The 12,927-nt window shown below is 51.0% G+C and carries 13 protein-coding genes and 1 other annotated feature; of the genes, 12 read left to right on the top strand and 1 reads right to left on the bottom strand.

Features of this window, described 5'->3' with window-relative positions; all coding sequences use genetic code 11:
- Positions 1 to 60: 60 nt before the first annotated feature.
- Positions 61 to 145, top strand: a sequence feature (ribosomal protein L21 leader region).
- 14 nt (positions 146 to 159) lie between these two features.
- The 8 genes from rplU to ABEA66_RS18190 all read left to right on the top strand — a co-directional run bounded on the left by rplU (position 160) and on the right by ABEA66_RS18190 (position 8,109).
- On the top strand, positions 160 to 471 hold the full coding sequence (gene rplU / locus ABEA66_RS18225) for a 50S ribosomal protein L21 (protein ID WP_079910036.1): 312 nt from the start codon (positions 160 to 162) through the stop codon (positions 469 to 471).
- Between the two features lie 14 nt (positions 472 to 485).
- Positions 486 to 815, top strand: coding sequence for a ribosomal-processing cysteine protease Prp (locus tag ABEA66_RS18220; RefSeq protein WP_345589600.1), 330 nt, complete (start codon positions 486 to 488; stop codon positions 813 to 815).
- A gap of 22 nt (positions 816 to 837) precedes the next feature.
- Entirely contained in the window at positions 838 to 1,149 is a 312-nt protein-coding gene (rpmA, locus tag ABEA66_RS18215; protein WP_028547689.1) for a 50S ribosomal protein L27, read from the top strand.
- 136 nt (positions 1,150 to 1,285) lie between these two features.
- Entirely contained in the window at positions 1,286 to 1,930 is a 645-nt protein-coding gene (locus ABEA66_RS18210; protein ID WP_345589595.1) for a Spo0B domain-containing protein, read from the top strand.
- Between the two features lie 12 nt (positions 1,931 to 1,942).
- Positions 1,943 to 3,247: a GTPase ObgE gene (gene obgE, locus ABEA66_RS18205; RefSeq protein WP_345589593.1), complete on the top strand. Its 1,305-nt coding sequence runs from the start codon at positions 1,943 to 1,945 to the stop codon at positions 3,245 to 3,247.
- 318 nt (positions 3,248 to 3,565) lie between these two features.
- Positions 3,566 to 4,798, top strand: a complete 1,233-nt coding sequence (locus ABEA66_RS18200; protein ID WP_345589591.1) for an MFS transporter — start codon at positions 3,566 to 3,568, stop codon at positions 4,796 to 4,798.
- Positions 4,799 to 4,816: 18 nt separating this feature from the next.
- Positions 4,817 to 6,952, top strand: coding sequence for an assimilatory nitrate reductase catalytic subunit NasC (gene nasC, locus ABEA66_RS18195; RefSeq protein WP_345589589.1), 2,136 nt, complete (start codon positions 4,817 to 4,819; stop codon positions 6,950 to 6,952).
- Positions 6,953 to 7,059: 107 nt separating this feature from the next.
- Positions 7,060 to 8,109, top strand: coding sequence for an anthranilate phosphoribosyltransferase (locus ABEA66_RS18190; RefSeq protein WP_345589587.1), 1,050 nt, complete (start codon positions 7,060 to 7,062; stop codon positions 8,107 to 8,109).
- 124 nt (positions 8,110 to 8,233) lie between these two features.
- Here ABEA66_RS18190 and ABEA66_RS18185 read toward each other — a convergent pair whose 3' ends face one another.
- Positions 8,234 to 8,737 carry an NUDIX domain-containing protein gene (locus ABEA66_RS18185; protein WP_345589585.1) on the bottom strand — a complete coding sequence of 168 codons (504 nt, stop codon included), beginning with the start codon at positions 8,735 to 8,737 and terminating at the stop codon, positions 8,234 to 8,236.
- A gap of 230 nt (positions 8,738 to 8,967) precedes the next feature.
- Here ABEA66_RS18185 and ABEA66_RS18180 point away from each other — a divergent pair, with 230 nt between their 5' ends.
- The 4 genes from ABEA66_RS18180 to pheA all read left to right on the top strand — a co-directional run bounded on the left by ABEA66_RS18180 (position 8,968) and on the right by pheA (position 12,725).
- Positions 8,968 to 9,441: an ACT domain-containing protein gene (locus ABEA66_RS18180; protein WP_079910044.1), complete on the top strand. Its 474-nt coding sequence runs from the start codon at positions 8,968 to 8,970 to the stop codon at positions 9,439 to 9,441.
- A gap of 77 nt (positions 9,442 to 9,518) precedes the next feature.
- Complete coding sequence (locus tag ABEA66_RS18175; protein ID WP_079910045.1) at positions 9,519 to 10,805, top strand: homoserine dehydrogenase; 1,287 nt, start codon at positions 9,519 to 9,521, stop codon at positions 10,803 to 10,805.
- A gap of 70 nt (positions 10,806 to 10,875) precedes the next feature.
- Entirely contained in the window at positions 10,876 to 11,850 is a 975-nt protein-coding gene (gene thrB / locus ABEA66_RS18170) for a homoserine kinase (RefSeq protein ID WP_345589581.1), read from the top strand.
- Positions 11,847 to 12,725, top strand: a complete 879-nt coding sequence (pheA, locus tag ABEA66_RS18165; protein ID WP_079910047.1) for a prephenate dehydratase — start codon at positions 11,847 to 11,849, stop codon at positions 12,723 to 12,725. Before thrB ends, pheA begins: the two co-directional genes overlap by 4 nt.
- The last annotated feature ends 202 nt before the right edge of the window (positions 12,726 to 12,927 follow it).

The following is a 12,927-nucleotide window of genomic DNA, read 5'->3' as shown; positions in this document are numbered from 1 at the left end:
TATTGGAATAGGCATTGCAATCATTCATAGGCTGTGGTAATATAATCAGGTATGTTGCAAAACATGCTGTAACCGCACGAAGCGGGTTGAAGCACGCGTTCCTTTCAGAACGGGTCACCTGGCTAAGGCGAGTCTGAGACATGAGGGAGGTGCAACGAAATGTACGCAATTATCGAAACAGGCGGTAAACAATACAAAGTTCAAGAGGGCGATGTTCTTTACATCGAAAAATTGAACGCAGGTGAAGGTGAAGCTGTTACTTTTGACAAAGTATTGGCTGTATCCAAAGAAGGCGGTTTGGTGCTTGGAGCTCCATTGGTAGCTGGCGCTGCTGTATCTGCAAAAGTAGAGAAGCACGGTAAAGGTGAGAAAGTCATCGTTTACAAATATAAAGCCAAGAAGAACTACCGTCGTAAGCAAGGTCACCGTCAGCCTTACACCAAAGTTGTGATTGAAAAAATCCAGGCTTAAGCAGGGATAAGGCTATGATTCGGGTAACGATCAAGCGGAGACCAGACGATCGGATCGAGTCGTTCCGGGTTAAAGGGCACGCACTATACGGTGATCCGGGCAAAGATATCGTTTGCGCGGGTGTATCAGCCGTTACGGTCGGTACCGTCAACTCTGTTGAAACGGTGCTAGGGGTTGTTATGAAGGCGAACATGAAGCATGGTTTGCTGGATGTACAGGTTCCCGTTGATCTGGATGATACAGAGTCGGATAAGGTACAGCTGCTTCTGGAATCGATGGTCGTCATGCTGAAATCGATCGAACAATCGTATGGTGCATATATAACATTGCAAGACAAAAAATAAGTGAAGAAGGAGGTAGACATCCATGCTACAATTAAATCTTCAGTTGTTCGCTTCCAAAAAAGGTGTAGGTTCCACCAAAAACGGACGTGACAGTATTGCTAAACGTCTTGGCGTTAAGCGTGCTGACGGTCAACAAGTAACTGCAGGAAGCATTTTGGTTCGCCAACGCGGAACGAAAATTCATCCGGGCAATAACGTAGGCATCGGTTCCGATGATACGCTGTTTGCAAAGGTTGAAGGCGTTGTGAAATTCGAACGTCTGGGTCGTGATCGCAAGAAAGTTAGCGTCTACCCTGTGGACGCTGCTCCTGTGGCTGCGGCTGTGGAAGTATAATACGTCATCAACGATAACCCCGGCGATCCAGTATCGCTGGGGTTTTTTGCGTAGTTGGGAAAGTGGCGTGTGCTTTTTGGAACAACATGCTATACTGGTAGAGTTAGGATCAAGCGCGGATCGGAGAGGGTACGCCATGATGTCGAAAAGGCCTGATTGCGAGCAGTTGGTGTTGGATTACGCACAATCTCCTGCGGCGGCTGCCGCGGAGGATGGGGATTCGGAGCAAAATCTTCGTTTCATCCGATTGTTAAATCACTACCGGCATGACTGGATGAATGAGATTCAGGTGCTGTTCGGTTATGTGAAATTAAAAAAGTATGATAAATTAGAGAGTCTTATGGAGAAAATAAAACATAAGGTTCAGATTGAGAGCTACGTGGCTAAACTGGGAATTCCGGACCTGATCGTCTATTTGCTTGCTTATCAGACCGAGGTTAGGGAAATTACGCTATCCATCATAATGAAGCAGGAGATACATCTAGATGAGCTGCCGGTAGATCCTCATCGGATTTATGTCATGGTTCGTGAAGTCATGGAGACCTTTAAGCACAATGCGCGCCTCGCTGCGGAAGGGGAGCATGCGCTGGAGCTTCATTTGCTTCAAGAGAAGGATGCGCTGCTTGTGCGGTTTGTTTATCAAGGGGATGTGAAGGAAGCATCACTTATGCAATCCTTGCAAAGGATACGTCAGGCATCGGTGCCGGGTGAAGCTTGGGAAGCTGTTCAGGTGAAAGAAAATGAGGCAGCAGTTTCAATTTTGCTGTTATTGAATACATAATGAGGTGGATTCATGTTTGTAGATAAAGCGAAGATTTATGTTAAGGGTGGTGACGGCGGAGACGGTCTGGTGGCGTTCCGGAGGGAAAAATATGTTCCCGAGGGCGGACCTGCAGGAGGCGACGGCGGAGATGGCGGCGATGTTATTTTCCGTGTCGATGAGGGACTGCGTACGTTGATGGACTTTCGTTACCAGAAGCATTTTAAAGCGGAGCGAGGGGAAAAAGGGCGCAATAAAAGCCAGCATGGAGCCAATGCCGATGATATGATCGTTAAAGTGCCGCCGGGAACCGTAGTAATCGACGATGACAGTCAGGAGATTATTGCAGATTTGACCCGTCATGGGCAGGAGGTCGTTATCGCCAAGGGAGGACGCGGAGGACGCGGGAACACTCGCTTTGCGACACCGAACAATCCTGCGCCCGAAATTGCCGAAAACGGGGAAGAAGGTCAAGAGCGCTGGGTTGTCCTGGAGCTTAAGGTGATGGCGGATGTGGGCTTGGTAGGCTTCCCGAGTGTAGGCAAATCGACCTTGCTCTCGATAGTTTCGGCGGCCCAGCCGAAGATTGGGGCGTACCATTTTACGACACTTACACCGAATCTTGGTGTGGTTGACGTCGGAGACGGACGCAGCTTCGTCATGGCGGATTTGCCAGGCTTGATTGAAGGAGCGCATCAGGGTGTCGGACTGGGTCATGAGTTCTTGCGCCACATTGAACGAACCAGGGTTATCGTCCATATTATCGATATGGCTGCAACAGAAGGCCGGGATCCATTTGAGGACTGGCAGAAGATCAACGAGGAATTAAAGCTGTACAACTCCAAGCTTGAAGAACGTCCGCAAATTGTGGTTGCCAATAAAATGGACATGCCCGATGCAGAGGAATTTTTGGCGCAATTCAAACAACAGCTGGCGGGAGTTAGTCCGGAGACGCAAATTATAGCGATTTCGGCGCTTACCAAAAGTGGTGTTCAGGAGCTGCTTTATAAGATCGCGGACTTGCTGGAAACCATCCCCGAGATGCCTCTCGTCGAGGATCTCGTCGATCTGTCAGAGCGCAAAGTATATCGCCTGGAAGCAAAGGATGATGATGAGGATTTCACCATTCACCGGGAGAATGATACTTTCGTTGTAGAGAGTCCAAGTATTGAAAAGCTGATTAAACGGACGAATTTTAGTACAGAGGAATCCGTCATGCGATTTGCCCGGATTTTGCGCAAAAAAGGGATTGATGAAGCGCTTAGGAGCCGCGGTGCCAAGGATGGGCAGACGGTTCGGATCGGTGATTTTGAATTCGAATTTGTTGAGAAGGAATAGCCGGCAAACGGTATTGGGGAATCGGAATGATAAACACCAGGTCTCATGTGGTTTGATGAGCTTGGTGTTTTATTTTTTGTTGAAAACGTTGTAAAAGCGAACAATAAAACAAAACAATAATAAAAATGTTCGTTATTCACGTTGATTACTAGGGTGAATAGAAAATATACAAAAAAAGATGTGCCAAAACATGAACTTTTTTTCAAAAAAGCGTTGAACTATACGGATTTGAATTGTATAGTATATATGTGTAATGAATACTAACACAAACAATACATGAATGTAGGGAAAAGAGAAAAAACAAGGAGGAATCTAGGAGTGGATGTACAAAATTTCCGAAAAGCAGGGCATTTTCCGAGTTTGTTGTCAGCGTTTCTCTATTTTGATGTTAGTTTTATGATATGGGTCCTTTGCGGAGCTCTATCCTTGTACATCACCAAAGATTTTGGTTTGACTGATGCGCAGAAGGCAACGATGGTTGCGATTCCGACGTTAGGCGGCTCCATATTCAGAATTCCGATGGGCATTCTGGCTGACCGCATCGGCTCCAGGAAGACGGGAATTATCGGTATGATCCTGACGCTGATTCCCTTGCTATGGGGGTGGCTAGGCGGCCACAGCTTGAATCAGGTTCAAGCACTAGGATTTCTGCTCGGCATAGCCGGGGCGAGCTTTGCAGTTTCGCTTTCGCTTGCCAGCCGATGGTATCCGCCGCAGTACCAAGGCTTGGCGATGGGGATAGCCGGGGCCGGCAACAGCGGTACGGCTCTGGCGACCTTCTTCGGCCCGCAATTGGCCGCCTCTATGGGCTGGCACAACGTATTCGGTCTGGCCATGCTTCCACTGCTGCTTGTCCTTCTGGCTTATACTATCATGGCTAAGGATAGCCCCAATCAGCCGGAGCCCAAGAAGCTTGTAGATTATTTGTCAGCCTTCAAAAATATCGATACCTGGTGGTTCAGCCTATTCTATGCGGTTACGTTCGGCGGCTTTGTCGGGTTTTCCAATTATTTCAATATCTTCTTCTATGATGTATATGGCGACAAAGCAATGGATGGAGGTCTGAGCAAGGTTCAAATCGGTTATTTGGTCACGATCACAGTTATTGCCGGGAGCTTTTTCAGACCGGTTGGGGGATATATTGCCGACAAAATCGGAGGCATGCGTTTTATGATGCTGCTCTTCTCCGTTATCACTCTATGCGCTTTTGCTGTTTCGACGCTGCCGAGCTCCTTTCTTGTGATGCTGGCTATAACAAGCGTAATGATGGCGTGCCTGGGAATGGGGAACGGTTCGATCTTCCAGCTGGTTCCGCAGCGCTTTTCCAAAGAGATAGGGGTTGTAACAGGCATTGTGGGGGCCTTCGGCGGTCTTGGCGGATTTCTGCTGCCGAATAATATATTAGGACCTTTAAAGCAAGCTACGGGGACTCATACGACGGGATTTGTTGTTGTTGCCTCTATCGTGCTGGTGGTAACCCTGGTCTTTTACGCAGTGACTCGAAGCTGGAGGAAAGCTTGGGCGACATCGGGTTCGGGGGTTAATTACTAGAGGCGGGTGAGAGCAGAAATGAACGATTATGTTGAGCTTGTTCAGAAGCGGCAGGTTGCCGTCCTGCCTCAAGTGAATGCGGACTTGACTGAGTGTCCCTACTGCAGCGTGCAATGTACGATGAAGCTTCAGGAGGTAGCTACAAGCGGCGGGGCTCTCTATTCCGTAACTCCTAACAAAGAGGACCCGGTAACGGACGGAAGGCTATGTGTCAAGGGGCTGAATGCCCACACACATACCATGGACGATAGAAGATTGAAAAGCCCGATGATAAGGGACTACGGAAGACTTCGTAATGTGTCCTGGGAAGCCGTGCTCGAGCATATTCGGATTCAAATCCAGCATATCCAGCTCAAATACGGCAAGGATTCGGTAGGCGTGTACGGAGGAGGCTCCTTAACGAATGAGGAAAGCTATCTCCTGGGAAAATTTGCGAGAGTAGCGCTTCAGACCAAATATATCGATTACAACGGCAGGTTCTGCATGTCGGCTGCAGCAGGGGCTTCCAATCTGACCTTTGGGGTCGACCGAGGCTTGACGAACCCGCTTTCAGAAGTGCCCTTAGCCAAATGCATTATTCTTGCGGGCACCAATATTGCCGAATGTCAGCCGACCATCATGCAGTATTTCCGTAAGGCGAAGCAAGACGGATGCAAGATCATTGTCATAGATCCGCGGGAAACGGCAACGTGTGCGATTGCGGATATCCATCTGAAGGTGAAGCCGGGGTACGATGCGGCATTGGTCAACGGGATGCTGAAGGTCATCGTGGAGGAAGGGTATACGGATCAGGCGTTTATCGAGCAAAAAACAAACGGCTATGCCGATTTGGCTGAGCATGTGAAGAAGGTTTCATTGTCCGAAGCGGCGGCGCTATCCGGTGTTGATCCCATGCTTATAATCGAGGCAGCAAGGATGTACGGCCAAGCGGAAACGGGAATGGTGTTTACGGCCCGGGGGGTAGAGCAGCATGCAAGCGGAGTGGCCAACGTCCGCAATTTTCTCAACCTGGTACTGCTCACCGGTAAAATCGGCCGCCCCGGATGCGGCTATGGGGCCATCACGGGCCAAGCCAACGGTCAGGGCGGCAGAGAGCACGGGCAGAAGGCTGATCAGCTTCCGGGCTACCGTTTGATTGAAGATCCCGCCCATAGGGCTCACATCGCCAGCGTATGGGGAGTTCCAGAGGAGGAGCTCCCTCACAAAGGGGTATCTGCTTATGAAATGATGGAGGCTATTGACCGGGAGGAGATCAAGGCGCTGATTATCCTTTCCTCCAATCCGGTCGTGTCCAATCCCAACAGTCAATTGGTGGAGAGAGCGTTGAAGAAGCTGAAGTTTCTGGTTGTCATTGATTTGCTGCCATCGGAAACGTCCCGCTTTGCCCATGTACTCCTTCCTGGCTCCGCCTATTTGGAGGATGAGGGGACGATGACTCAGCTTGAAGGGCGCGTGATGGTCAGAAGAGCATTGAAGCCGCTGCCCGGGCAAGCGAGGCTGGACTGGAGGATTCTATGCGATATAGCCTCTGCGCTGGGAAGAGGACGATATTTTCAATATGGCTCGGCTGAGGATATTTTTAATGAGCTCCGGCTGGCATCCAAGGGCGGATTGGCCGATTATTACGGAATCACTTACGACGAGCTGGAGAAGAGGAAGGGCATATTCTGGCCCTGCCCGGAGGAGGGGCATCCGGGGACGCCGCGCATGTTTGAGCACAGCTTCGCTCATCCTGATGGCAGAGCCCGACTGGCCGCGATTGAACATCAGAATCCGAAGGAGGTCCCATCCAGGAGATACCCGTTGACTTTAACGACCGGACGTGTGCTGCAGCATTATTTGTCGGGAGTTCAAACCCGCAGCACACCGGAGCTGAATTCCAAATATCCGGAGCCGCTGCTGGAGATTCATCCGGATACCGCCATCGAAAACGGGCTGGTCAACGGCGGATATGCGCGGGTTTCATCCAAGCGGGGCTCCATCCGGCTGAAAGTGAAATTTTCTGCCAAAATTCGTAGGGATACCGTGTTCGTTCCCTTTCATTGGGGAGAGGAGCAATGCATCAATCGTCTAACCAATCCGGCGCTCGACCCCGCGTGCCGAATGCCGGAGTTTAAAGCCTGCGCCGTACGAGTTGAGCCCATGAGGGCATAAGGCGGCAGGGCATGGGGCTTCAGGCCGGGTTGGCTAGTCTGTGGCAGCCTTCCCTCCATGGTGTTCGCACCAGATAGGGTTCCATTGATAGAAAACGAGGTGACAGCATGAAGGAATGGATCAAGACGGTCGGAACAGGAAAATTGGGCTCACGCCATCTCACCTATGATGAAGCGGTTGCGGCTGCTCATTCTATTGCCCGGGGAGAGTCCACAGACGCCCAGACGGCGGCTTTCTTGATGGCGATGAGAATGAAGGGGGAAGCGGATGAGGAAATGATGGGCTTCATCGATGTGTTCCGGAAATATTCGCTTCCTTTCCGCTCCTTTTCGGATTCGTTGAACTGCGCAGGACCTTATGACGGCAGGCTGTATTTTCCGATTACCATTCCGGTAAGCCTGCTGCTCGCTTCCGTCGGATACCCGCAAGTGCTACACGGAAGCGATTCTTTGCCCCCGAAACAGGGGTTTTCGTTAAAGGAGCTCTTGGAAGGGTTAGGCATACAGGTGGAGCTTGAGGCCAAAGAATGGGAGAGCATCTTCATGTCTATCCACATCGGGTTTATATGGACGGATCTGATATGCCCGCCGTTTGGCCGCATCAGGAATGTGCGGGAGCAGATCGGCTTAAGGACGTTTTTGAACACCGTAGAAAAAGTCATCAATCCGATTCATTCCAAGAACATTATTATCGGTGTCAATCATAAAACGGCCATGGCACACTTGCTTCAGCTGCTGCCCAAATCCGGATTCGAAACAGCTTGTATCATTCAAGGAATGGAAGGATCGGAGGACATTCCCCTCAATAAGACGAGCTCCATACGCAAGGTGACGCCATGGGGTGACGAGTCCAACAGCGTAGATCCCGCCACATTCGGATTTCGGGGAGAACCGCTGGAAAAATGCGGAAAGGATGAGCATCTGAAGCGGCTCACCAGAGTCATCCGGGGAGACGACTCGGAGGATATCCGTAATGAGAGGGAGCATGTCATATTCAATGCAGGACTTCGCCTGTACTGGTTTGATAAGGTGGGCAGCTATGAGGAAGGCTTTCAGCTGGCCCGTTCGCTTCTGTCACGCAAGGAGGCGTTCAAGGTATTGGAAAAATGGCGGGAGCTTAGCAGCAAGAGCTCCTTCCGGACGAGGCAGGCGAAGTAATGGTGTTCTTAAGCAGTGCAAACTATTCAGACTGAGGCTGTCCGTGACCGGATGAATGTTTCATTCAGCGGCAGGACAGTCTTTTTTTTATTGTCCTGATGGTTCGAAGAATTGCCGGTTCAGCTTAGTTCATCCGGGGATCGACCAGAGCTGTCCAATGGACCGTAGGGACAGCATCTTCTTGATAGCCCGCTGTACCGACCCATATATGCCCGGAAGGCCCATGATCGAAATAGTGGGCGAGCAGGGTGTGGAAAATAAACGGAATTTCCCGGTTCAGAACCTGATCGCGCGGAATCCAGTGCAGGATCCCTTCATTCGTTTGGACAATGTTTCTGCGTGTCGTCTCGGCGGTATAAATAAACTGCTGGCGGATCTCCTGCTGGTTGAGACGAATTAATATATATTGCAGCTTCATACGGAGCAGCTCGGTTTCTTTCAGACCGGTTTCTTCCTCAATCTCCCGCAGGCATGCCTTGTAGGGATCGTTGATTTCTTCCGGTTCCATGTGACCTCCGACCACGGCCCACATCCCCGGATTTAAGGTGCGGGTCGGGGATCGTTTCATCATTAGCAAATCGTTATTGTTAAACAGCATCGCCGTAGCCATCATTCTTGTACGAATCACGAAAAAACCACCTCTTCCTACTAGTAATATAAAGCACAATGAAAGTATAAAAGAATAAAAGACAAGCTCAACTCAAACCTTAACATGAATCGGAGGGTGTTCCTAGCGGACAGATGTGGAAACTTTATGAAAGCTGCCGGATTCCGAAATAGCCTATTGCCGGATACATCCATATTCGATATAATGTCCACTAAGGAGAAACATTCGTCTTTGTAGAGAGGACTGTGGCTGTGCAGGAGAAACATGACGCGGAGACCAGATCTAGCGGTAACGAACGTTACTATTTAGTCAGAGAAGATATTTTGCCCGAAGCCTTGGTCAAAACGGTACAGGCCAAGGAGCTGCTGGCACGAGGCGAAGTTAAGACGATTCATGAAGCGGTGGAGCAGGTTGAGCTGAGCCGCAGCGCTTTTTACAAGTATAAAGACGGCATCTTTGAGCTTAGCAAGCTGGAGCGGGAACGCATCGTCACAATATCGATGGATTTGGAGCATCGATCAGGGATATTATCCAGAGTGCTCGCCATGATAGCCGGATTGGACGGCAATGTTCTTACGATCCACCAGACGATCCCGCTGCAGGGTGTCGCTAATGTCGTCATTTCCGTCGAAACATCGGTGATGGGGGAGACGGTTGCCGTGCTTCTTGAGCGGCTTCGTGAACAGGAAGGCGTAAGCAGGGCTGTACTCGTAGGCCAAGGCTGACGGATGAAACCAATAACCAGAACACGGGAAGAGCGTGTCAGTAATAGCTGCAACATGATCATGAGGAGGAACAGCATATGAAACCGATAAAGGTAGGTTTGTTAGGGCTCGGGACGGTAGGAACAGGCGTCGTACGCATTGTGGAAGGACATCAGCAGGATCTGCTGAGCCAGACAGGCGCCCCGATCGAAATTGCCAAAATTTTGGTCCAGGACAAAAGCAAAGCGCGCAGCATCGCTGTGAACGCAGATGTGCTAACGGAAAATCCTTGGGATGTAATCGATAATCCCGAGATTGATATCGTCATCGAGGTCATGGGCGGCATTGAGCTTGCAAAGAAATATATGCTGCAGGCATTGGACAACGGCAAGCACATCGTAACGGCGAATAAGGATTTGATGGCGCTGCACGGTCCGGAAATTATCGCCAAAGCTTCGGAGAAGGGCTGCGACGTATTCTACGAAGCCAGTGTTGCCGGAGGGATTCCAATCATTCGCACCTTGATCGAAGGCTTCTCATCGGACCGGATCACGAAAATTATGGGGATCGTCAACGGAACGACGAACTACATTCTCACGAAAATGAGCCAAGAGGGCGCAGCCTATGAAGACGTGTTGAAGGAAGCGCAGCAGCTCGGCTATGCGGAAGCGGACCCGACTTCGGACGTCGAGGGCTTCGATGCGGCTCGCAAGATGACCATTCTTGGAACGCTGGGCTTCCATGCCAATGTGGCTCTAGGCGATGTGCAGGTTCGCGGGATCAGTCAGGTCGCCAAAGAGGATATCGCCTACGGCAAGCGTCTTGGCTACGAAGTGAAGCTCCTTGGCATTGCAGAGCGCCAGGATGATTATATCAGCATCAGCGTGCAGCCGACGATGGTCAAGCAATCCCATCCTCTGGCCTCCGTCAACGGAGTGTTCAACGCCGTATATGTCTATGGCGAAGCCGTAGGCGAGACGATGTTCTACGGACCGGGTGCAGGCGAAATGCCTACCGCAACCTCTGTCGTGGCCGATCTGGTTGCTGTAGTTCGCAACCTGAAGCTTGGCATCAACGGACAGCGCGGCTTTATTCCATACAAGGAGAAGAAGCTGAAAACCGACGAGCAAATTGCCTCGAAAAACTTTATCCTGCTTCATGTGGAGGATAAAGCGGGCGTTCTGGCTCAGATTACCCAGGTATTCGCCGAGCACGAAGTAAGTCTGGAATCTGTTCTTCAGCATCCGAATAAGCATAACCCGAAAGCGGAAATCATTATCATTACCCATGACGCGAATCAGGCGGCAATGAAAAAAGTGCTGCAGCAGTTCGAATCCATGGATGTGGTTCATGCGATCAAGAGCGTCTATCGCGTAGAAGGATAAGGATACGCGGATATAGCAGGAGTTTTAGACAGCAGTGATTACTAAGTTCGAAGGGTAAGGGACCGATTTCATGGACACAAGTCATACAAAAGTACGCGTCAAGGTACCGGCGAGCACAGCCAACCTGGGACCCGGCTTCGATACGCTGGGCATGGCGCTGGATCTCTATGCATGGATAGAAATGGGCATTGCGGAGGAAACGAAGATACATTTGATCGGAGATCAGATGAGCGGCATTCCAACCGACAAGTCCAATCTGATATATGAAGTGGCTCAAATGGTGTTCGACAAAGCGGGAGTGAAGCATCCTGAGCTTGAAATCTCTATGTACAGCGATATTCCGCTGACAAGAGGGTTAGGCAGCAGCGCATCTGCGATCGTAGGCGGCCTGGCAGCCGCCAATGCGCTCATCGGCAGCCCGCTCAGCGACGATACGCTCTTTCAGATGGCGACGGAGCTGGAGCACCACCCCGATAACGTAGGGGCGGCGCTCTTCGGTGGACTCGTCGTCGCCTTCTGGGACGGCGAGCGTGCGGAGCATATCCGCATCGAGCCCGACGACCGGCTGGAAGTGCTGGTGGCGATTCCACACTTCCAGCTGTCGACGGAGAAGGCGCGGCATGTGCTGCCGCGCGAGCAGAGCTTGGCGAATGCCGTGTTCAACGTCGGGCATTCGTCCGTGCTTGTAGCCGCCTTCTGCACCGGGCGGCTGGATATGATTGCGCGCGCCATGAAGGACGCGCTGCATCAGCCTTACCGGGCCGCCCTGGTGCCGGGGCTGGCCAAGATCTTGGCCGAGGCGACGGACCACGGCGCCCTCGGCGTAGCATTGAGCGGAGCGGGGCCTACCATGCTCGCGCTAGTGGACCGGAACAGCTCCCGCAAGGAGGAGCTGGAGCAATTCCTGCTCGGAACGTTGAAGGAAGAGCAGATCGAGGCAACGCTAATGTGGCTGAAGCCGGACCGCCACGGAGTTCAATTGTTGACACACTTTGATGAACAGTGTACATTATTCGAAAACATCAAAGGAGATGTCCGTCTATGAAGCGTGTAGCGCTCCTGGGTCCCGGTACATTCACCGAAGAATCGGCTCATCATTATATGGGGACGAATGCTTTTCATTATGTGAACTGCAAGCTGATCGACGATGTGTTCAGATCGACCGTTAACGGGCAAACCGATTACAGCGTCATTCCTATTGAAAATACGTTCGAAGGCTCGGTCAGCCTTCATTTGGATTGGCTTGTCCATGAAGTGGATCTGCCCATCCAAGCGGAGTACGTGTACCCGATCTCCATCAATCTGTTGTGCAACGAAGCCTTGGGAGATTCACTTGCGGACCGCTGCTCCGTTATTAAAAAAGTGGTCTCCCATGGGGTGACTTTGTCGCAATGCCGGCAATTTCTGAAAACCTATCTGCCCCACGTGGAGCTGGAGCAGGTGGGGAGCAACGGAGAGGCGGCAAGGCTTGTCAAGGAGCTTGGACATCGCGAGGTAGCCGCACTGGCTCCATCCGGTGCGGGCTCCCTGTACGGACTACATACATGGGCGCAGGGGGTTCAAGACCATCAGAACAACTTTACCCGGTTTGTGCTCGTAGGGCCAGAGCCTGTAAGTCTTCCGGAACAATCGGTTGCGATGACGAAGACGACCATTACCGTAACGCTTCCGGACGATTATCCGGGAGGCCTGCATCAGCTGCTGTCTGCCTTTGCGTGGCGCCGCATCAACTTATCGAAGATCGAATCGAGACCGACGAAGAAGAAGCTCGGCACTTATTATTTCTATATTGATATCGAAGCTTCCATGGATTCCGTTCTGCTGCCGGCGGCCCTTCAAGAAATTGAGGCTATCGGCTGTCAGGTACGGGTTCTCGGATGCTATCCGACCTATACGTATCAGCCGGTACATTCGGAATAGGATGATCCGAAACGAAATGCCACGGCAATGAATAACCAGCAAAGCTTCATCATACAATGAGCAGGGAAAACCATCGTTACCATCCCATGGAACGATAGGCATTTCCCCGCTTTTTTTGTTTGTAAATAGTGATATGTGGATTTTTTTCCAAGGTTCATGGTCAAATGCCTACCAACCTGCATAAACTGTATTGTCATTTTGT

Source organism: Paenibacillus vulneris, assembly GCF_039543185.1.
Lineage (GTDB): Bacteria > Bacillota > Bacilli > Paenibacillales > NBRC-103111 > Paenibacillus_S > Paenibacillus_S vulneris.
Note: the sequence above shows the minus strand (reverse complement) of the source record. Positions and strands in the feature narration are given on the sequence as shown.

Bases quoted from the DNA above. Each gene is read 5' to 3' on its own strand.
- thrB (WP_345589581.1), top strand. From the start codon at position 10,876: ATGGACACAAGTCATACAAAAGTACGCGTCAAGGTACCGGCGAGCACA.
- rplU (WP_079910036.1), top strand. From the start codon at position 160: ATGTACGCAATTATCGAAACAGGCGGTAAACAATACAAAGTTCAAGAG.
- pheA (WP_079910047.1), top strand. From the start codon at position 11,847: ATGAAGCGTGTAGCGCTCCTGGGTCCCGGTACATTCACCGAAGAATCG.
- obgE (WP_345589593.1), top strand. From the start codon at position 1,943: ATGTTTGTAGATAAAGCGAAGATTTATGTTAAGGGTGGTGACGGCGGA.
- ABEA66_RS18220 (WP_345589600.1), top strand. From the start codon at position 486: ATGATTCGGGTAACGATCAAGCGGAGACCAGACGATCGGATCGAGTCG.
- rpmA (WP_028547689.1), top strand. From the start codon at position 838: ATGCTACAATTAAATCTTCAGTTGTTCGCTTCCAAAAAAGGTGTAGGT.
- ABEA66_RS18210 (WP_345589595.1), top strand. From the start codon at position 1,286: ATGATGTCGAAAAGGCCTGATTGCGAGCAGTTGGTGTTGGATTACGCA.
- nasC (WP_345589589.1), top strand. From the start codon at position 4,817: ATGAACGATTATGTTGAGCTTGTTCAGAAGCGGCAGGTTGCCGTCCTG.
- ABEA66_RS18190 (WP_345589587.1), top strand. From the start codon at position 7,060: ATGAAGGAATGGATCAAGACGGTCGGAACAGGAAAATTGGGCTCACGC.
- ABEA66_RS18175 (WP_079910045.1), top strand. From the start codon at position 9,519: ATGAAACCGATAAAGGTAGGTTTGTTAGGGCTCGGGACGGTAGGAACA.